This is a genomic window from Pseudomonas sp. WS 5051 (assembly GCF_012985715.1).
Lineage (GTDB): Bacteria > Pseudomonadota > Gammaproteobacteria > Pseudomonadales > Pseudomonadaceae > Aquipseudomonas > Aquipseudomonas bubulae.
The window spans coordinates 273,772-291,911 of sequence record NZ_JAAQWV010000006.1 but is presented as its reverse complement, the minus strand read 5'-3'; the positions used below and the strand labels follow the sequence as shown (position 1 = coordinate 291,911).

At 56.9% G+C, this 18,140-nt stretch carries 21 protein-coding genes and 1 tRNA gene; 6 read left to right on the top strand and 16 right to left on the bottom strand.

Features of this window, described 5'->3' with window-relative positions; translation table 11 throughout:
- Positions 1-17 precede the first annotated feature (17 nt).
- The 15 genes from sctL to HBN79_RS12615 all read right to left on the bottom strand — a co-directional run bounded on the left by sctL (position 18) and on the right by HBN79_RS12615 (position 12,180).
- Complete coding sequence (gene sctL / locus HBN79_RS12685; RefSeq protein WP_095021224.1) at positions 18-632, bottom strand: type III secretion system stator protein SctL; 615 nt, start codon at positions 630-632, stop codon at positions 18-20.
- Positions 610-1,155 (bottom strand): type III secretion protein, encoded by a 546-nt coding sequence (locus tag HBN79_RS12680; protein WP_169916761.1) that lies wholly within the window; start codon positions 1,153-1,155, stop codon positions 610-612. The genes sctL and HBN79_RS12680 overlap by 23 nt, the downstream gene beginning before the upstream one ends.
- Positions 1,152-1,907, bottom strand: a complete 756-nt coding sequence (gene sctJ / locus HBN79_RS12675; protein WP_169916760.1) for a type III secretion inner membrane ring lipoprotein SctJ — start codon at positions 1,905-1,907, stop codon at positions 1,152-1,154. The genes HBN79_RS12680 and sctJ overlap by 4 nt, the downstream gene beginning before the upstream one ends.
- Positions 1,908-1,915: 8 nt before the next feature.
- On the bottom strand, positions 1,916-2,284 hold the full coding sequence (locus tag HBN79_RS12670) for an EscI/YscI/HrpB family type III secretion system inner rod protein (RefSeq protein ID WP_095003181.1): 369 nt from the start codon (positions 2,282-2,284) through the stop codon (positions 1,916-1,918).
- Positions 2,285-2,381: 97 nt separating this feature from the next.
- Complete coding sequence (locus HBN79_RS12665; RefSeq protein ID WP_095019655.1) at positions 2,382-2,609, bottom strand: hypothetical protein; 228 nt, start codon at positions 2,607-2,609, stop codon at positions 2,382-2,384.
- 296 nt (positions 2,610-2,905) lie between these two features.
- A complete protein-coding gene (locus tag HBN79_RS12660) occupies positions 2,906-3,823 on the bottom strand; it encodes a sigma-54 dependent transcriptional regulator (RefSeq protein WP_153398879.1) in 918 nt (305 codons plus the stop codon).
- Between the two features lie 250 nt (positions 3,824-4,073).
- Positions 4,074-5,138: an FUSC family protein gene (locus tag HBN79_RS12655; protein WP_095003178.1), complete on the bottom strand. Its 1,065-nt coding sequence runs from the start codon at positions 5,136-5,138 to the stop codon at positions 4,074-4,076.
- A gap of 124 nt (positions 5,139-5,262) precedes the next feature.
- Complete coding sequence (gene ychF / locus HBN79_RS12650; protein ID WP_086798695.1) at positions 5,263-6,363, bottom strand: redox-regulated ATPase YchF; 1,101 nt, start codon at positions 6,361-6,363, stop codon at positions 5,263-5,265.
- Positions 6,364-6,386: 23 nt separating this feature from the next.
- Positions 6,387-6,971: an aminoacyl-tRNA hydrolase gene (pth, locus tag HBN79_RS12645; protein ID WP_016781749.1), complete on the bottom strand. Its 585-nt coding sequence runs from the start codon at positions 6,969-6,971 to the stop codon at positions 6,387-6,389.
- A gap of 166 nt (positions 6,972-7,137) precedes the next feature.
- Positions 7,138-7,725, bottom strand: coding sequence for a 50S ribosomal protein L25/general stress protein Ctc (locus tag HBN79_RS12640; RefSeq protein WP_095003177.1), 588 nt, complete (start codon positions 7,723-7,725; stop codon positions 7,138-7,140).
- A gap of 139 nt (positions 7,726-7,864) precedes the next feature.
- A complete protein-coding gene (locus HBN79_RS12635; RefSeq protein ID WP_019825119.1) occupies positions 7,865-8,806 on the bottom strand; it encodes a ribose-phosphate pyrophosphokinase in 942 nt (313 codons plus the stop codon).
- Between the two features lie 45 nt (positions 8,807-8,851).
- Positions 8,852-8,926, bottom strand: a tRNA-Gln gene (locus HBN79_RS12630).
- 37 nt (positions 8,927-8,963) lie between these two features.
- The gene (ispE, locus tag HBN79_RS12625) at positions 8,964-9,812 is read right to left on the bottom strand and encodes a 4-(cytidine 5'-diphospho)-2-C-methyl-D-erythritol kinase (protein WP_095003219.1); all 849 of its coding nucleotides are present in this window, start codon (positions 9,810-9,812) and stop codon (positions 8,964-8,966) included.
- A gap of 13 nt (positions 9,813-9,825) precedes the next feature.
- Complete coding sequence (gene lolB, locus HBN79_RS12620; protein ID WP_095021221.1) at positions 9,826-10,452, bottom strand: lipoprotein insertase outer membrane protein LolB; 627 nt, start codon at positions 10,450-10,452, stop codon at positions 9,826-9,828.
- A 3-nt stretch (positions 10,453-10,455) separates the two neighbouring features.
- Positions 10,456-12,180 carry a tetratricopeptide repeat protein gene (locus HBN79_RS12615; protein ID WP_095019653.1) on the bottom strand — a complete coding sequence of 575 codons (1,725 nt, stop codon included), beginning with the start codon at positions 12,178-12,180 and terminating at the stop codon, positions 10,456-10,458.
- Between the two features lie 201 nt (positions 12,181-12,381).
- Here HBN79_RS12615 and hemA point away from each other — a divergent pair, with 201 nt between their 5' ends.
- The 6 genes from hemA to HBN79_RS12585 all read left to right on the top strand — a co-directional run bounded on the left by hemA (position 12,382) and on the right by HBN79_RS12585 (position 17,715).
- Positions 12,382-13,665: a glutamyl-tRNA reductase gene (hemA, locus tag HBN79_RS12610; RefSeq protein WP_095003174.1), complete on the top strand. Its 1,284-nt coding sequence runs from the start codon at positions 12,382-12,384 to the stop codon at positions 13,663-13,665.
- 2 nt (positions 13,666-13,667) lie between these two features.
- On the top strand, positions 13,668-14,750 hold the full coding sequence (prfA, locus tag HBN79_RS12605) for a peptide chain release factor 1 (protein ID WP_095003173.1): 1,083 nt from the start codon (positions 13,668-13,670) through the stop codon (positions 14,748-14,750).
- Positions 14,751-15,581, top strand: a complete 831-nt coding sequence (gene prmC, locus HBN79_RS12600) for a peptide chain release factor N(5)-glutamine methyltransferase (protein WP_095003172.1) — start codon at positions 14,751-14,753, stop codon at positions 15,579-15,581.
- Complete coding sequence (locus HBN79_RS12595) at positions 15,575-16,330, top strand: molybdopterin-synthase adenylyltransferase MoeB (protein ID WP_133144318.1); 756 nt, start codon at positions 15,575-15,577, stop codon at positions 16,328-16,330. The genes prmC and HBN79_RS12595 overlap by 7 nt, the downstream gene beginning before the upstream one ends.
- A complete protein-coding gene (gene murI, locus HBN79_RS12590; RefSeq protein ID WP_095038778.1) occupies positions 16,323-17,114 on the top strand; it encodes a glutamate racemase in 792 nt (263 codons plus the stop codon). The genes HBN79_RS12595 and murI overlap by 8 nt, the downstream gene beginning before the upstream one ends.
- An 82-nt stretch (positions 17,115-17,196) precedes the next feature.
- The gene (locus HBN79_RS12585) at positions 17,197-17,715 is read left to right on the top strand and encodes an acyloxyacyl hydrolase (protein WP_095001103.1); all 519 of its coding nucleotides are present in this window, start codon (positions 17,197-17,199) and stop codon (positions 17,713-17,715) included.
- 10 nt (positions 17,716-17,725) lie between these two features.
- On the opposite strand, the gene HBN79_RS12580 is transcribed toward HBN79_RS12585, so the two are convergent.
- Complete coding sequence (locus HBN79_RS12580) at positions 17,726-18,031, bottom strand: YkgJ family cysteine cluster protein (RefSeq protein ID WP_095001104.1); 306 nt, start codon at positions 18,029-18,031, stop codon at positions 17,726-17,728.
- Positions 18,032-18,140 lie beyond the last annotated feature (109 nt).

Genomic DNA, 18,140 nt, shown 5'->3' with positions numbered 1-18,140 from the left:
CCTCCATCAGTCAATACTCACCACTCAGTGGTAGCTCCTGCCGGATCAGTTCCATCAGTGGTCATGGGGATCAGCAGCGCCTTGAGCGTTGTGGCCCAGTCAATGCGCAGGTCGTGTTGCGCAGTGACCAGCACCAGAGCGAAGGGGTCGAGGCGTTCATCTGCTTGCAGTTGCCATGCGGTATCCGGGCGGGTGCTTAGCCACTGCCGTACAGGTGCAAGCATCTGCGGGTGGCAGCGCAGGGTTGCATTCAATGGCGGGCATTGGGCTGGCAGCAGTTGCGCCAACAAGGCATTGATTCGCATCTGTGGCGGCACCTCACCGAGCAATCGCTCCAGAGCCTGATTGACCACTTGCGAGGCGCTGGTTTCAATCGCTTGGCACAAGGCGCCATGTTCCTGTTGCCAACGCGCCAGATGGGCATTGGCCTGTTGCCAGAATTCGCTGTGGGCCTTTTGCAGCAGCGTTTCGGCAGCGTTTTCAGCGTTGCTCAGCAGTTCGTCTGCCTGGGCACGTGCCTGGGCCAGCACCTCATTGGCCAGGCCGCAATCGATCAGGTTCTGGCTGCTGATCAGTACCTGGGGCAGCCCGGTTGCGCCTGGCTGCAGCTCAATCGTGCGGCGTGTCAGCATGGTTGTGCCCCTCGTCGCGGGGTCGTGTGTGCCACAACACTGTTTGCCAGAGCGTTCGGAGTTTGGCCGGTGAAATGGCCGGCACCGGTTTTTGCTCCAGCGTTTCGATCCGTGCAGGGGCAAAGCGCAGTCGCGACCTCTGCCAGACCGGTGGTTCGAGCCATGCTCTGAGCAGTTGCAAGGGATCGTCGGCGGGCTCGAGCCAGTCCTGCGTGTGCAAAGCCCTGGCAAGGCGCTGGCACCACAAACGCTGCGTGTCATCCCGTGCAGCAGAAGGTGTAGTGCGGCAGATACGCTCGACCCTTTGCAGCAACGCGTCATAGTGCGCCGGTTGCGCCAGTGCCAGCTGCATCAGGCTGGTTGTGGGCGCACAGGGCAGGCAGGGGGCGATACCCAAGCTCTTGCTGGCGCCTGCATGCTGGTTGCGCAGCAAGGCGGGCGATGCGTCAAGGATCTGCCAGTGCGGATGAGCGTAGCGCCATGGCAAGGCCCACCACTGTACCCAGGCATCAATGTCATTCATGCAGAGCCCTTTTTGCGCAGCTTTAACCATACAACTGACGTAATGATTGCCAGCAGGCACCCTGTCACCAGTGCAGCGAACAGGCTTTTCCAGAACCCCAGGTCTTGCTGCGGCACCAGAAAAGGTCCGAAGAACAGCAGTTGCTGGTTGTCCTGAAACGCGGCGGCAAGAACAAAAACCGTGGTTATTTTGTGCGGGTTGTCGATTGCCATTGCCATGCCCGGAATGCTGCTGGCAACCATCCGCCGTACCCGCGACTGGATGCCGTCGGGGTCCAGTCTGGCATCGTGTTTGATAAACACCGAAGCGGATGCGGGCTGCACGGCCTCACCTGGCGCCACACGCTCGGGCAGTACCACATGCACGCGCGCGACTATCACCCCGTCAATGCTCGACAGTGTGGCTTCAAGCTCTTGTGACAGCGCATAGATGTAACGGGCGCGCTCCTCAAGTGGCGTAGAAATGACACCTTCCTTGCGAAAAATATCACCCAGTGTGGAGCGCTTTGTTCTGGGCAGGCCAGCCGCCGACAGCGAGTTAATCGCCCGGCTGATAGCTTCTGTTCTGACACGAATGGAAATGCCATTTTTATCGGGGACTTTTTGAGCGTGGACCTGTTTGTCTGCCAGTTCTGCAATGACTGCATTGGCCTCCTGTTCGGAGAGCTGGCTGTGAAGCACCACGCTTTCACCACAACCGGTGACGGCCAGCACGAGCAGGAAACACACGCTCTTGATCAGGCGCGCTGCCATGCGGTTACCTAAGACAGATTGGTGAGTTTTTCGATGGCTTGTGACGTCTTGCTGATCATCTTGGCGCTCAGCACGGTCTCAAGGTGGAGCGCCGACAGGGCCCGGGTGGATTTGAGCATGTCGAGGGGGTCGGTGCTGGTACTGGCTTTTTGCAGGGCCCTTGCGGCGGTACTCGACAGACCCGCTAAAAGTGCAGAGCGCTGTTTGAGTGGGTGGCTGGTCAATTTATCGGATATCTCGGTATTGGTTGCTTTAGTTGCCGTGGCAAGCAAAGAGGCGTTGAACCAATGGATATCGGCCAGTTCGGGGGTGTTCGAGGGTAGTTCAGAGGCACTCAAGACGGCCTGGGGGAGCTTCGAAGGAAAGTGGGTTTTCATTTGAAACCTCAAGCTGTGAGTTGTAGTTGCATGCTTGTGTGGCTGCACGCCCCGATTGGCCGGATGCCCCATTCGAGATGGGGCGGTATGAATAAAATCAGTACGAGATGGCCTTGGCACCTGCAAAGATTGCATTCATTGACTTGCTACTTGAGTCCATTACTCCGGCGGCTATGCCGTTTCTCGTGTCAACTCCCGTTTTGTGCATGGCGGCCGCGGCGGCTTTCCATTCTTGTTCGCGCGCAAAATTCTTTTGCGCTTGGAGGGGGTCGTCGCCAGCAGCGCGCGACATTCCTGCAATCAATCCAATTATTGCTCCAATCATGGTCTGTATCCTCTTGGTTTTTTACAGGAAGGTCAGAACGAAATTTTATTATTTATATATATGTTCGTTTGAGAGTGATCGATATTGTTGGTGTGAGTATTTGCCGGGTTTGCAGGGGGCATTCTTGTGTTTCCAAATCCGCCAAGCGCGTTGAGGACCTGGCTCGCAAAGGGCATTACAAGTGAAAGTAAAGGGAACATGTATGTGCCTCTGTGGTTCGGTATTGGGAGTGCAACAGAACGTCTGTTCGCTATTTAAGTGTCGATATCCATGTGGGCAGTTCCAGTGGGAACTACTCAGTAAATGTCTAATTGTTTCATTCGGTGGTACAGCGTGCGCTTGGCAATCCCAAGTTCGATTACCACAGAATCGATACAATTAAAGTGGCGTCGCAAACAATCTGCGATCAACTGCTTTTCTATTTGTTGCAGGCGCATTTTTAAATTTAGAATTGTGGATTCATGTTCACAGGAAGAGGTATCCAGCGGGGGTAGCCCGAGCACAAAGCGCTTTGCTGCGGAGCGTAACTCCCTGACATTGCCCGGCCAGTCATGACAGATGATCTGTTGTAGCAGCGCAGTGTTCGGTACTGGTATGGATGAGTTGAAATGCCGGGCCTCACGCTGAATAAACTCCATAAACAAGGGGGTAATGTATTCGCGTCGTTCTCGCAAAGGCGGCAAGTGCAGGTTCACGACATTCAGGCGATAGTACAGGTCGCACCTGAAATGACCTTGTGCCACCAACTTCGCAAGGGAGGTTTGGGCCGAGGCAATCACACGCATGTCCACAGGGATGAATGTTGTCGAGCCCAATCGCTCAACACCACGGGTTTCCAGAACGCGCAACAATTTGGCCTGCAAAGCCAGCGGCATGCTGTCTATTTCATCCAGGTACAGAGTGCCTTTATCTGAAGCTTCTATAAATCCTGCACGTGATTGCAGGGCGCCGGTGAATGCGCCTTGGGTGACACCAAACAACTGGCTTTCCGCCAGACTCTCGGGGATGGCCGCGCAATTGAGTGCAATATAACGACCACGGCGCCCGGATAAGGTATGCAGATGCTCGGCCAATGTATCTTTGCCTGTGCCTGTTTCACCATGAATCATTATGTCGATATTTTGTGCTGCCGCATTTCTGACAGTAGCGTGAAGTTGTGTGTCATCGGAAAAATATAGGCTTGAAGGCTCTTTGTCCGGGCGAAAGGATCCCATTGAATATACTCCGGCGCCATGTTTTTTTGGTAGGGGAAATTCGCAATGTTAAACAGGTATAAACAACGCTTTTTATTTTATAGTTTGAAGGTGTTGACGGTTTAAACCAAGGCCTGAACTGGCCGCCTGTCGAGAGCTAAAACACATAGACACGGTAAGGATTAGTATTTATTGGCGTAGGGATAGCGTGCCTTACCTCCATGGATCGAACTTCGTGGAGGTAAGGGTAAACGGGTATTTATTCGTATTTTTATTCAGGGTTTTTTCTGCTATCGCCCTGAGTCGTAAATCCGAAGGTCAGAAGGGCGCTTTCAACGGTGCTCAAGTGCTGCATGCACAGCTGCCATGGTGCTGACACAACATCGGCCGATTCATCGCCGGCTACGGGGATGAGTACCGGGTGTTCATCGTCGCTGGCGATCGAGGCGCACCCTGAAGCAACGTTTGCCAGCCGTTCGTGGAGGGAGGACGGTGCCGGGCCCTGTTCCTTGCGCAAGGCATCGGCAAAGGCTTCTGCAAACAACAGGGAGCTGGCGTATAAACGCACGGCGTGGCGCTCGTAACGGCTGGCAATGTCTTTGACTTCCCGTGATACAAAGCGCCCGCGCAAGGTCCAGCGGGCGGTATTGCGGGCCATGCTGATGCCGTTCTCCAGGGCAATAAGGCTGTCGTGGGCCCTGGAAAATATCTGCACGGCATTTTGAGCCTTGGCCGCATCTTGTCCTTCGAGAGCTTGCAGGCTTTTACCGAATCCCGACGCCAGCTTTTCGAGCAACTCCTTGGCGGAGCTGTCGATAATGCCGATCGGGTTGGGGGTCAGCAGTATCTGGCTGAAAACCAGCCCGACGCATGAGCCCACGACCACATCAAGCATCCGTACCACGCCAGCACTTTCCGGGCCTACGGCCAGCATCAGCACCGCCGATACACCGGCCTGGATGGGCACCACGGCCCCCAGGCCATAGAGTGCCGCGATGGCGATGGCAGAGAAGGTGGCAAAGCCAATACGCACCAACGGGTAAGCATCCGGCAACCACAAGGCGGCTTCGCCTACGATGATCCCGGTGGCGACACCCACCATCAGGCCCACCGCTTGCTTGCCATGACTGGGCAGGCCTGGAGCCAGGCACACCACGGCACTGATTGCGGCAAACACGGGGTGTATGTGACCGAAAAAATGCCGGGCGATAATCCACGCCAGTGCGGCGGCAATGGCTGAGGCCAGGGCGTCTCGCCAGCCCAGGGACCAGCGGGCTTTGATTTTTTCGACTATGGGGTCGGTATAGCGGCTGAGGAATTTGGCGCGGGGAATCATTGAGGCTCCCGATCATGAGGTGAGATGGCGTTAACCATAGACCGTTGTTGCGCCCCGGAGTGCGCCACAAACGCCAGGCCAAAAAAAACCGCGCCTGGGCGCGGTTTTTTATACGTGTGCTGTATTACACGTTGAAACGGAAGTGCAGGACGTCACCGTCTTTAACGATGTATTCCTTGCCTTCCAGACGCCACTTACCGGCTTCTTTCGCGCCCGCTTCCCCGTTGAACTTGATGAAGTCGTCGTAGGCGATAACTTCAGCGCGGATAAAGCCTTTTTCGAAGTCGGTGTGGATCACACCGGCTGCTTGAGGGGCGGTAGCACCTACTTTTACTGTCCAGGCGCGAACTTCCTGCACGCCGGCGGTGAAGTAGGTTTGCAGGTCCAGCATTTCGTAACCGGCGCGAATCACACGGTTAAGACCAGGCTCTTCAAGGCCCAGGGCCTCCAGGAACATGTCTTTCTCTTCGCCGTCATCCAGCTCGGCGATTTCTGCTTCGATCTTGTTGCAGACCGGAACAACGATCGCGCCTTCTTCTTCAGCGATAGCCAGCACAACGTCCAGCAACGGGTTGTTCTCAAAACCGTCTTCAGCCACGTTGGCGATGTACATCACCGGCTTGGTGGTCAGCAGGTGGAAGCCTTTGATGATGGCTTTCTCATCTGCGTCCATGTTCTTGATCAGGCTGCGTGCCGGCTTGCCCAGGGTGAAGTGGGCGATCAGCTGTTCCAGCAGGGCTTTTTGGGCTACGGCTTCCTTGTCACCGCCTTTGGCATTGCGCGCGACTTTCTGCAGTTGCTTTTCGCAGCTGTCGAGGTCGGCGAAGATCAGCTCAAGGTCGATGATTTCGATGTCGCGTTTTGGGTCAACGCTGTTGGAAACGTGAATAACGTTTTCGTCTTCAAAGCAGCGGACCACGTGAGCGATGGCATCGGTCTCACGGATGTTGGCCAGGAACTTGTTACCCAGGCCTTCACCTTTCGATGCGCCAGCCACCAGGCCCGCGATATCAACGAACTCCATGGTGGTCGGCAGGATACGCTGTGGCTTGACGATGGCAGCCAGCGCGTCCAGGCGTGGGTCGGGCATCGGCACGATACCGGTGTTCGGCTCGATCGTGCAGAAGGGGAAGTTCTCGGCCGCGATACCGGACTTGGTAAGGGCGTTGAACAGGGTGGACTTGCCGACGTTAGGCAGGCCGACGATGCCGCAGTTGAATCCCATGGTGTTTCCCCTCGGAAAAAGAGTCAGGCCTTCTGGCTGTGCAGGTTTTTCATCGCACGGTTCCATTCCCCGGCGAGGATATCCGGCAGCACGCCGAGGGCAAAATCGATGCTGGCATCCAGTTTTTCCTGTTCGGCGCGTGGCGCACGACCGAGGACAAAGTTGGACACCATGCTGGCGACGCCCGGGTGGCCAATGCCAAGCCGCAGACGGTAGAAATCTTTGTTGTTCCCCAGTTGCGCGATGATGTCGCGCAATCCGTTGTGACCTCCGTGGCCGCCGCCCAGCTTGAGCTTGGCAACGCCTGGCGGGAGATCGAGTTCGTCGTGGGCCACCAATATGGATTCCGGCGCAATGCGGTAGAAACCGGCAAGCGCCGCAACGGCCTGGCCGCTTCGGTTCATATAGGTGGTGGGAATCAACAGACGAACATCCTGACCCTGGTGGCTGAAGCGCCCGGTCAGGCCAAAATATTTGCGGTCTGCAACGAGGTTTACCCCATTGGCTGCCGCGAGACGCTCAACAAAAAGGGCCCCTGCGTTATGCCGGGTCTGTTCGTATTCGGTGCCTGGATTTCCCAGGCCAACGATCAGTTTTATGGCGGTCACGACAAGGGCCCTTCTATGGAGTTGTGGATAACATCGCCGCTAACGGTTAGCGGCGAAAACGGACAAGAAAGCGGGTTTACGTGAGTAAACTTCGCGATCTTGTCCGCTTTACTCGCTGCGTGTTAGCTCGCGATGTTTCTCAAGACTCCAACGACAGAGTAATGAATTACTCTGCTGCTTCTGGTGCAACACGTGGAGCGTGAACGTTGGCTACTGCCAGGTCGTTACCGTGTGCCAGAGCTACGAACTCAACGCCTTTAGGAGCGGTGATGTCCGACAGGTGAATGATCGAGCCGACTTCAGCGTTAGCCAGGTCAACTTCGATGAATTCAGGCAGGTCTTTTGGCAGGCAGGAAACTTCGATTTCCGCAACAACGTGGGAGATCTCGCCGCCTTTCTTGATCGGAGCCGCTTCACCAACGAAGTGAACCGGTACGATTGCAGTCAGTTTTTGACCAGCAACAACGCGTACGAAGTCAGCGTGCATCACGTGGCCTTTAGCCGGGTGACGTTGCAGAGCTTTGATGATCACGTTTTGCTTAACGCCGCCAACGGTCAGTTCGATAACGTGGCTGTAAGCAGCTTCGTTTTCGAGCAGTTTGGCAACTTCTTTAGCCAGCATGCTGATGGATTCAGGGGCTTTTTCGCCACCGTAAACTACAGCTGGAACCAGGCTTGCGAGACGACGCAGGCGGCGGCTCGCACCTTTCCCCAGGTCGGAACGCACTTCAGCATTCAGAGTAAAATCGTTCATGTTGTATCTCCAAAATAACCACATCCGCCCTGGCGTTTGCGACCAGCGCCATGGACGGTATGGGCAAAAAAGCCCCGCCCCAACGGATTGCTGGGGCGGGGCGCTTTTCGTCAGCAGAAGTCCTGAAAGGGCAGGGCCCTTATCGGAACATCGCGCTGATCGATTCTTCGTTGCTGATGCGGCGAACCGCTTCAGCCACAACCGGTGCGATATCCAGTTGGCGGATACGCGAACAGGCTTGTGCGGCAGCGGACAGCGGGATGGTGTTAGTCACCACCAGCTCATCCAGCATGGAATTTTCGATATTCTCGATTGCCCGACCCGACAGCACAGGGTGTGTGCAGTAGGCGAACACTTTGGAAGCACCATGCTCTTTCAAGGCTTTAGCCGCGTGGCACAACGTGCCGGCGGTATCGACCATGTCATCAACCAGAATACAGGTACGCCCTTCGACATCACCGATGATATGCATCACTTCAGAGTGATTGGCTTTCTCACGGCGTTTGTCGATGATACCCAGATCGACGCCCAGGGATTTGGCAACAGCACGTGCACGCACGACGCCGCCGATATCCGGGGACACAATCATAAGGTTCTCAAAGCGCTGATCTTCGATGTCATCCACCAAAACTGGGGAGCCATAGATGTTATCTACAGGAATATCGAAGAAACCCTGGATTTGGTCAGCATGCAAATCAACCGTGAGAACACGATCGATGCCGACTACGGTAAGCATGTCAGCAACAACTTTTGCGCTGATAGCCACACGTGCGGAACGCGGACGGCGATCCTGACGGGCATAACCAAAGTAAGGAATAACAGCAGTAATACGAGTCGCTGAGGAGCGGCGGAAGGCATCAGCCATCACGACGAGTTCCATCAGGTTATCGTTGGTCGGAGCACAAGTCGGCTGAATGATGAAAACGTCTTTACCGCGGACATTTTCATTAATCTCAGCGGTAATTTCGCCGTCGGAAAACTTGCCGACAGAGATGTCACCGAGTGGGATATGCAGCTGACGTACGACACGCCGAGCCAGATCGGGGTTAGCGTTCCCCGTAAAGACCATCATCTTGGACACGCGCAGTACCTGAAGGCTGAGGGTAACCTGGATGAGTATAAGAAATGGCAGGGGCGGCTGGATTCGAACCAACGCATGGCAGGATCAAAACCTGCTGCCTTACCGCTTGGCGACGCCCCTGTATCTGTTGCTACGAGTACCGTGTACCCGTTTCCTTTTACAAATTTTGCAGCTTGCGATGCAACATCGAAACGTTGCTTCCTTTTGCTACAAACCCTGTAAGGGTCTCTGTAAGAAGGTGCAGCACTTTATCAGCATCTGCTTCGTTTGGGAAGGCCCCAAATATACAACTTCCAGTTCCAGTTAATTTTGCTTCGGTATATTTACCTAACAAATTCAAAGCGTTACGTACTTCTGGATAACGCTCCTTCACTACTGCTTCGCAGTCGTTTCGGCTGTTTCCCTTGGGAACGGGGCGCACTTTAATGGGCAAAGAGTCACGTGTCAACAACGGATCTGAAAATATTTCTGCAGTACTTACAGATACTTGCGGGACAAGCACCAGATACCAGGGTTCTTCTGGCTCGGCAGGCGTAAGAATTTCGCCGACACCTTCAGCAAATGCGGCGTGGCCACGAACGAAAACCGGGACGTCGGCCCCAAGAGTCAGGCCCAGCGCTGCCAGCCGGTCTTCATCCCAGGCCAGTTGCCAAAGATGGTTGAGCGCGAGCAGTGTTGTGGCGGCATTGGAACTGCCGCCACCGATGCCGCCGCCCATGGGCAACACTTTTTTGATCCAGATATCGATCCCCAGCGGGCAAGCGGATTGTGCCTGAAGCTTTTTTGCGGCCTTGACGATCAAATTGTCGTCATGAGCAACACCGGGGAATTCGGTGTGCAGGCAAATGATTCCGTCGTCACGCACGGCAAAGGTCATTTCATCGCCGTAGTCGAGAAATTGAAACAGCGTTTGCAGTTCGTGATAGCCATCTTCGCGACGACCGAGAATGTGCAGCATCAGATTAAGCTTTGCCGGGGAGGGCAAAACCAGAGTGTTTCGATTCAGACGGTCTTGCATCTTATTGACCCAACAAGCGAGGTTGCCAATCTTTAACCACGAGCGTGACATCCAGATCCGGGCCGTGCAGCTTGACCCGCTCAGGCAGCCAGAAGCCGTTTTGCTCGACATAGCTCAAATATTCGATTTTCCAGCCGTCCTGTTCCAGGTTGGCCAGGCGGCTGTCACCATTCAATGTTACCCGGCTTTTGCTGCCGGGCGCAGGCAAGCCGCGTACCCACCAGACCAGATGTGACACTGGCAGGCTCCAGCCCAATTGTTCGCCCAAAAGCGCTTCAGGGGTCGGTGCTTCATAGCGGCCCTGATTGGCCACTTCCAGAAGCACGCTGCCCGGGCGCCCGGTCAGGCGAGCGGCTCCGCGGCCCAGCGGACCGGAAAGGCGTATGTCGTAATAGTCCTGGCGCTGCAGCCAGAACAGCGTGGCGCTGCCCGATTCTTTAGGGGCGCGAATGCCGACTTTGCCGCTGATTTGCCAGCCGTCGAGCCGGGTCAATTGCTGTTTGTGGGCTGACCACAGGGCAGGGCTGCCGTGGCCTTCTACGGATTCGCGGGCGCCGAAGCCCGCGCAACCGGCGAGCACGGCAATCAGGCTGAAAACCACGAGATGGCGCAAGTGACGATAAAACATGAGTTAAAGAGTCTCTGATCCGGTCAGGCGCAAAATGGTTTTGCGCAGAATAGGGCTGTCAGGATTTTCTTTAAGAAAAGTGCCCCAGATTTTTTTCGCTTCACGCTGCTTGCCATTGGCCCACAGCACTTCGCCCAGATGAGCGGCTACTTCCTGATCAGGGAAACGCTCCAGTGCCTGGCGCAGCAAGCGTTCGGCCTCATCCAGATTGCCAAGGCGATAATTTACCCAGCCCAGGCTGTCGAGCACAGCAGGGTCGTCCGGGTTCAGATCGTAGGCTTGCTGGATCAGCGCCTTGGCTTCCGTGTAGCGAGTGGTTCGATCCGAAAGCGTATAGCCCAGGGCGTTCAATGCCATGGCGTTGTCAGGTTCACGCTTGATGATGGCGCGTAAATCGCGCTCCATCTGATCAAGATCGTTACGTTTCTCGGCCAGCATGGCGCGTGAATACAGCAGGTTGAGATCGTCCGGGTATTGCTTGAGTGCTTGTTGCAGCGTGTTCCAGGCGCGATCGCTCTGGTTGTTCGCCGCCAGGGTTTCGGCTTCTATCAAGTACAGCTGGATGGCGTAGTCGGGCTGTGCACCACGGGCCGAGGCCAGTTTTTTCGAGGCTTCGGCGCCGCGACCATGGCTGATCAGGATGTCCGCCTGGCGCAGTTGTGCGGGCAGGTATTCGCTGCCGGGACCTACCAATGCGTACTCAACCAGTGCGCCCTCGGGATCATTGCGTTCTTCGGCGATGCGGCCCAGGTTCAGATGCGCCGAGTCGACATGGCTGTCGCGCTCGATCAGCTCTTGCAGATAGCCTTCGGCTTCGTCCCAGGATTTGCCTTCCAGGCAAACCAGTGCCAGCGAGAATCGCAGCTCATCGTCTTCGGGGTATTGCTCCACCAGGCTGGCAAACTGCACTTTTGCCTCGGTCATGCGGTTCTGCTCGACCAGGGTGCGCGCATAGGTCAGGCCCAGGCGCTTGTCATCGGGGTACTGGCTGACGCTTTTTTTCAGCAGGGGCAACGCTTCATCGCCGCGGTTGAGGCTTTGCAACAAACGGGCGCGCAACAGAATCGGGGCGACTTCGCCGTTTTGCGGCGGGTTCTTTTCCAGTAGCTTCAGCGCGCCTTCGGCATCACCGTCCTGTTGCATCAACAAGGCCTTGCCGAAAATCAGCTGACCGTTGTCCGGGTGCTTGGCCAGCAGGCTGTCAAAACTTTTTTGCAGACCTGCCCGGGTATCCGCATCGGTTTCTATGGCCGCCAGGGCCAGGAAATCGAAGTGAGTATCACCCTTGGCCTGCAGGACTTTTTCCATGTAGACCAGGGATTCGTCATAACGGCCGTTGCGCGCCAGCTGAATGGCTGCAGCACGTTGCGCCTCGATATCGTCCGGCGCGTTTTTCACCCAGATCAGCGAGGTATCCAGTGCGGCCTGGTCGGCGCCCAGATACTCGGCGATACGGAAAGCGCGTTCGGAAACTCCCGGATCCTGCGTGTTGATCGCTTGCGTCACGTAGTTATCGAGGGCGATATCCAGACGATTGCGCTGGCCGGCCAGCTCGGCGCTCAACAGGCTGTACAGCGTGTCTTCGCTGAACGAACTGTAGACCGTGGGTTTTTCCGGGGTGGAGGAAACGTCTTCTGCCGCGGATGAGTCATCCGGGGACGTGGGGGCCAGAGCCTGGCAGCCACTGAGAAGGACGAGAGCGAGGAGCAACGCGGAGGATCTATTCATATAAGAGATGGGCGACTTACCTGCGGTCTGGGCATCATGACACATGCAATGGTGCAAACCATAACAGGTGCGACTATCGATATCCGGGGCTGATGATGTGTTCAACAGACGTTAACTATAGAGACAATAGTCAGCAATGGTTGTTCTGAATCTGGCGAAGTAGGACAATTGTCGGCTTCTTGTCATCATCAGCGATCTTGAATGGCCTTCCTCGCACTCGGTATTAACCACAAGACTGCTTCAGTAGACGTCCGCGAGCGCGTGGCTTTTACTCCGGAGCAGTTGGTTGAGGCCTTGCAGCAGCTCTGCCGCCTAACCGACAGTCGCGAAGCTGCGATCCTCTCCACCTGCAATCGCAGCGAGCTCTATATAGAGCAGGACCACCTTTCGGCAGACCGTGTGCTGCAATGGCTGGCGGACTATCATGACCTGAGCCTCGATGAACTGCGTGCCTGCGCCTATATCCATGAAGACGACGCAGCCGTTCGTCACATGATGCGCGTGGCTTCAGGCCTGGATTCGCTGGTGTTGGGCGAACCGCAGATTCTCGGCCAGATGAAGTCTGCCTATGCCGTGGCGCGTGAGGCGGGCACGGTCGGGCCGTTGTTGGGGCGCTTGTTCCAGGCCACGTTCAACTCGGCCAAACAGGTGCGCACCGACACCGCCATCGGTGAAAACCCGGTTTCGGTGGCCTTTGCCGCGGTGAGCCTGGCCAAGCAGATCTTCAGCGATCTGCAGCGCAGCCAGGCCTTGCTGATCGGTGCGGGCGAGACGATTACCCTGGTCGCCCGCCACCTGCATGACCTGGGAGTAAAGCGTATCGTGGTGGCCAACCGTACCCTGGAACGCGCCAGTACCCTGGCTGAGCAGTTTGGCGCCCACGCGGTACTGCTGTCGGATATTCCCCAGGAGCTGGTACACAGCGACATCGTGATCAGCTCCACGGCCAGCCAATTGCCGATTTTGGGCAAGGGCGCGGTCGAAAGCGCCCTGAAGCTGCGCAAGCACAAACCGATCTTTATGGTCGATATTGCCGTTCCCCGGGATATCGAGCCTGAAGTCGGTGAGCTGGACGACGTGTACCTCTATACCGTCGATGACTTGCATGAAGTGGTTGCGGAAAACCTCAAGAGCCGTCAGGGCGCGGCCCAGGCGGCAGAAGAGCTGGTGAGCATAGGCGCTGACGATTTTATGGTGCGCCTGCGTGAACTGGCGGCTGTGGATGTGCTCAAGGCCTACCGCCAGCAAAGCGAACGCCTGCGTGACGAAGAGCTGCAAAAGGCCCAGCGCATGCTCGCCAACGGCAGCAATCCGGAAGATGTGCTGGTACAACTGGCGCGCGGGCTGACCAACAAATTGCTTCATGCCCCCAGCGTACAACTGAAAAAACTTTCCGCCGAAGGCCGCCTCGATGCGCTGGCCATGGCCCAAGAACTTTTTGCCCTCGGTGAGGGCTCATCGCATAGCTCTGCGGATAAAAAATAGTAATGAAAGCGTCACTGCTTAATAAACTGGACATCCTCCAGGACCGTTTTGAAGAACTGACCGCATTGCTTGGCGATGGCGAAGTCATTTCCGATCAAACCAAATTCCGCGCCTATTCCAAGGAATACTCGGAAGTTGAACCCATTGTTGCCGCTTACGCGCAGTGGCTCAAAGTGCAGGCCGACCTTGAAGGCGCCCAGGCGTTGCTCAAGGACAACGACCCGGACATGCGCGAAATGGCGGTCGAGGAAGTTCGTGAAGCCAAAGAGCGATTGATCGAACTGGAAAAAGACCTGCAACGCATGCTGCTGCCCAAGGATCCGAATGACGGGCGCAACGTGTTTCTGGAAATTCGCGCCGGCACCGGTGGCGATGAAGCGGCGATTTTTGCCGGTGACCTGTTTCGCATGTACTCGCGCTACGCCGAGCGCCGTGGCTGGCGGGTTGAAATCCTGTCCGAAAGCATCGGCGAGCATGGTGGCTATAAAGAAGTCATTGCCCGTGTCGAAGGTGAGAATGTTTACGCCAAGCTGAAGTTCGAGTCCGGTGTACACCGCGTGCAGCGTGTACCTGCAACCGAATCCCAGGGTCGTATCCATACCTCGGCCTGTACCGTGGCGGTGCTGCCAGAGCCCGATGAGCAGGAAGCCATCGAGATCAACCCGGCCGATTTGCGTGTGGATACCTACCGTTCCTCCGGAGCCGGTGGCCAGCACGTCAACAAGACCGACTCGGCTATCCGCATTACTCACTTGCCCTCGGGCATTGTGGTGGAGTGTCAGGAAGAGCGTTCCCAGCATAAAAACCGGGCGCGGGCGATGTCCTGGCTCTCGGCCAAATTGAATGACCAGCAAACCAGCGCCGCGGCTAATGCCATTGCCAGCGAGCGCAAGTCGCTGGTGGGCTCGGGGGATCGTTCCGAGCGCATCCGCACTTACAATTTCGCGCAGGGGCGAGTGACTGACCATCGTGTCAACCTGACCCTGTATTCCCTGGATGACGTACTGGCTGGCGGCGTTGATGCCGTTATCGAGCCTTTATTGGCGGAGTTTCAGGCTGATCAACTGACAGCCCTGGGTGAATAAATGACTATTATTGCCAGCTTGTTGCGTGCTGCTGAACTGCCTGATTCACCTACGGCCCGTCTTGATGCGGAGCTGCTGCTGGCCGCTGCCCTGGGCAAGTCGCGCAGCTATCTGCACACATGGCCCGAAAAAATCGTCAGCAGCGAAGCCGCCTTGACCTTCGCCGAGTACTTGCTGCGCCGCCGTGCCGGTGAGCCGGTGGCCTATATTCTGGGGCAGCAGGGTTTCTGGAACCTTGATCTGGAAGTGGCGCCGCATACGTTGATCCCGCGCCCGGACACCGAACTGCTGGTGGAAACCGCGCTGGCCCTGCTGCCCGCAACCCCGGCCAAAGTGCTGGACCTGGGCACTGGCAGCGGCGCAATCGCCCTGGCTTTGGCCAGTGAACGTGCCGCCTGGCACGTTACGGCAGTTGACCGCGTGCTTGAGGCCGTGGCTCTGGCCGAGCGCAATCGCCAGCGTTTGCAGCTCGACAACGTCAATGTGTTTACCAGCCATTGGTTCAGCGCGCTGGACGACCAGCGTTTTGACCTGATTATCAGCAACCCGCCCTATATTGCTGCCGGTGATGTTCACCTGGCGCAAGGCGATGTGCGTTTCGAACCTGAAAGCGCTCTGGTTGCCGGTGCCGATGGCCTGGACGATATCCGCCAGATCATTACCGCTTCTGCGCAGCACTTGAATGCAGGTGGCTGGTTGATGCTGGAGCACGGTTACGATCAGGCTGCAGCTGTGCGCCAACTGTTGCAGGACGCAGGTTTTGCCGAGGTTGAAAGCCGCACGGACCTGGGCGGCCACGAACGCATTACATTGGGCCGCCTGCCGTGCTGACCGACGAGGAGCTGTTGCGCTATAGCCGACAGATCCTGTTGCAACAGGTTGATATCGATGGCCAGCTGAAGCTGAAAAACAGCCGTGTGCTGATTGTCGGGCTGGGTGGGCTGGGCTCGCCCGTCGCGCTGTACCTGGCCGCCGCCGGTGTCGGCGAGCTGCATCTGGCTGACTTTGACAGCGTTGACCTGACCAATCTGCAGCGTCAGATCATTCATGACACTGCCAATGTTGGCGAGAGCAAGGTGGACTCGGCGTTGCGCCGACTGCGCCTGATCAATCCGCATCTCAAGCTGGTTGCCCACCGCTCGGCGCTGGATGCCGATTCGCTGGCCGAGGCCGTTGCCGCGGTGGATCTGGTGCTCGACTGCTGCGACAACTTTGCCACCCGTGAAGCGGTGAACAAGGCCTGTGTTGCGGCGCGCAAGCCGTTGGTCAGTGGCGCGGCGATTCGCCTTGAGGGGCAGCTGTCGGTGTTTGACTCGCGCCAGAGCGCCAGTCCTTGCTATCACTGCCTGTACGGGCATGGCAGCGAAGAGGAGCTGACCTGCAGCGAAGCCGGCGTCATTGGTCCCCTGGTGGGGGTGATCGGCAGCTTGCAGGCCCTTGAAGCGCTCAAGGTGTTGGCCGGGTTTGGTGAGCCACTGGTGGGCCGGCTGTTGCTGGTCGATGCCTCGAGCACGCGTTTTCGCGAATTGCGGGTCAAGCGCGACCCGGCCTGCAGCGTATGCGGTACTGGCCATGAGTGAGGCGCCGATTGGCGTTTTCGACTCCGGCGTCGGTGGCTTGTCGGTACTCAAGGAGATCCACGCGCTATTGCCCAACGAGTCGCTGCTATATGTGGCGGACTGCGGGCATATCCCCTATGGCGAAAAAAGCCCCGAATTCATTCGTCAGCGCTGCGCGGTAATGGCTGAATTTTTCCAGCAGCAAGGCGCCAAGGCGCTGGTGCTGGCCTGTAATACTGCAACGGTGGCTGCGGTGGCGGATTTGCGTCAGCGTTACCCGACCTGGCCCATGGTCGGTATGGAGCCAGCGGTCAAACCGGCGGCAGCGGCCACCCGCAGTGGAGTGGTAGGCGTACTCGCCACGACCGGCACATTGCAGAGCGCCAAATTTGCTGCCTTGCTCGATCGTTTTGCCAGCGATGTGCGGGTTGTCACTCAGCCATGCCCGGGCCTGGTGGAGCTGATCGAAACCGGCGACCTGCACAGCGATACCTTGCGTACTTTGTTGCGCGGTTATGTCGAACCGTTGCTGGCCGCGGGCTGTGACACCATTATTCTTGGCTGTACGCATTACCCCTTCCTCAAGCCTCTGCTAAGCCAGATGCTTCCTGGTTCGATTACCCTGATCGACACCGGTGCCGCCGTGGCGCGCCAGCTCAAGCGATTGTTGGCTGAGCGCGGCTTGCTGGCAGCTGGCCCGCCTGCTGAAACGCAGTTCTGGACCAGCGCTTCTCCTGAACACTTAGGAAATATCCTGCCTGTGTTGTGGAATAAATCTGGCGTTGTGCGAAGCTTCGGTCTGTAAAAAAACAGAACTTATGCTTCATGACACCTGCCTGATGAAGCGCATAACTACTGACATGGGCATATGAAAATAGGATTTTCTTATGAAGCGACTGTTTTGTTTGGCTGCGCTTGCAGCCGCTGCACTGGGGCAAAGTTTTACTGCACAGGCTGCCGGGCTTGAATTTGCGGTGGGGCACACCAGCGAATCGACCATGACCTACCGTCTGGGCTTGAAATCTGATTGGGACAAAAGCTGGCTACAAAGTGATGTGGGGCGTCTGACCGGCTATTGGGATGGGGCTTACACCTACTGGGAAGGTGACAAGTCATCCGCGAGTAATAGCCTGTCGTTCTCGCCCGTGCTGGTGTACGAATTTGCCGGTGGAAGCGTTAAGCCCTATCTCGAAGCCGGGATCGGGGTGGCGTTGTTCTCGCACACTGAAGTGGAGGGCAACCGTCTGGGAACAGCTTTCCAGTTTGAAGACCGTTTGGGGTTTGGCCTGCGCTTTGCCGGTGGTCATGAGGTCGGGATACGTGCGACCCACTATTCCAATGCCGGGATCTCCAGCACCAATGACGGCGTAGAAAGCTATGCGCTGCACTACACCATGCCGCTGTAGGGGCAGGTATTTAGCGATACGCCGTGGCAATGCCCTGGCGTTCATTGAGGCATTCGACTTCGCCCATTTCGAACTCGCGGCAAATCAGTGGTCGAAGCTCATAGATGGTGCACATCATGGTGTTGCGGTCCAAAGCCGCACACCAACCATCATCCAGGCGCAGCATCACTTCGCCGCCCCAGTCATCCTCTGCAATAAAACGCTCGGGCACACCGGTATCGGTGATCAGCATCACTTCCAGCTGGCAGCAGCATGCCGCGCACGTTGAACAGGTAACGGCGGGTTCGGTAATTTCGGTCAGGGGGATGTTGGTCATAGGCGTGCAGTGTAAGGCAGTGCTGGCATCAGGTGTGAATGTGCTGATGAACGCAGATGTATAACCCCCCGTAGATACTCTGTTGCCGGTCAACCCTCCCTGTGGGAGC

Excerpts from the sequence above, each read along its gene's own strand:
- sctL (WP_095021224.1), bottom strand. The coding sequence starts at position 632 with ATGCTGACACGCCGCACGATTGAGCTGCAGCCAGGCGCAACCGGGCTG.
- HBN79_RS12680 (WP_169916761.1), bottom strand. The coding sequence starts at position 1,155 with ATGAATGACATTGATGCCTGGGTACAGTGGTGGGCCTTGCCATGGCGC.
- sctJ (WP_169916760.1), bottom strand. The coding sequence starts at position 1,907 with ATGGCAGCGCGCCTGATCAAGAGCGTGTGTTTCCTGCTCGTGCTGGCC.
- HBN79_RS12670 (WP_095003181.1), bottom strand. The coding sequence starts at position 2,284 with ATGAAAACCCACTTTCCTTCGAAGCTCCCCCAGGCCGTCTTGAGTGCC.
- HBN79_RS12665 (WP_095019655.1), bottom strand. The coding sequence starts at position 2,609 with ATGATTGGAGCAATAATTGGATTGATTGCAGGAATGTCGCGCGCTGCT.
- HBN79_RS12660 (WP_153398879.1), bottom strand. The coding sequence starts at position 3,823 with ATGGGATCCTTTCGCCCGGACAAAGAGCCTTCAAGCCTATATTTTTCC.
- HBN79_RS12655 (WP_095003178.1), bottom strand. The coding sequence starts at position 5,138 with ATGATTCCCCGCGCCAAATTCCTCAGCCGCTATACCGACCCCATAGTC.
- ychF (WP_086798695.1), bottom strand. The coding sequence starts at position 6,363 with ATGGGATTCAACTGCGGCATCGTCGGCCTGCCTAACGTCGGCAAGTCC.
- HBN79_RS12640 (WP_095003177.1), bottom strand. The coding sequence starts at position 7,725 with ATGAACGATTTTACTCTGAATGCTGAAGTGCGTTCCGACCTGGGGAAA.
- lolB (WP_095021221.1), bottom strand. The coding sequence starts at position 10,452 with ATGTTTTATCGTCACTTGCGCCATCTCGTGGTTTTCAGCCTGATTGCC.
- HBN79_RS12615 (WP_095019653.1), bottom strand. The coding sequence starts at position 12,180 with ATGAATAGATCCTCCGCGTTGCTCCTCGCTCTCGTCCTTCTCAGTGGC.
- hemA (WP_095003174.1), top strand. The coding sequence starts at position 12,382 with ATGGCCTTCCTCGCACTCGGTATTAACCACAAGACTGCTTCAGTAGAC.
- prfA (WP_095003173.1), top strand. The coding sequence starts at position 13,668 with ATGAAAGCGTCACTGCTTAATAAACTGGACATCCTCCAGGACCGTTTT.
- prmC (WP_095003172.1), top strand. The coding sequence starts at position 14,751 with ATGACTATTATTGCCAGCTTGTTGCGTGCTGCTGAACTGCCTGATTCA.
- murI (WP_095038778.1), top strand. The coding sequence starts at position 16,323 with ATGAGTGAGGCGCCGATTGGCGTTTTCGACTCCGGCGTCGGTGGCTTG.
- HBN79_RS12585 (WP_095001103.1), top strand. The coding sequence starts at position 17,197 with ATGAAGCGACTGTTTTGTTTGGCTGCGCTTGCAGCCGCTGCACTGGGG.
- HBN79_RS12580 (WP_095001104.1), bottom strand. The coding sequence starts at position 18,031 with ATGACCAACATCCCCCTGACCGAAATTACCGAACCCGCCGTTACCTGT.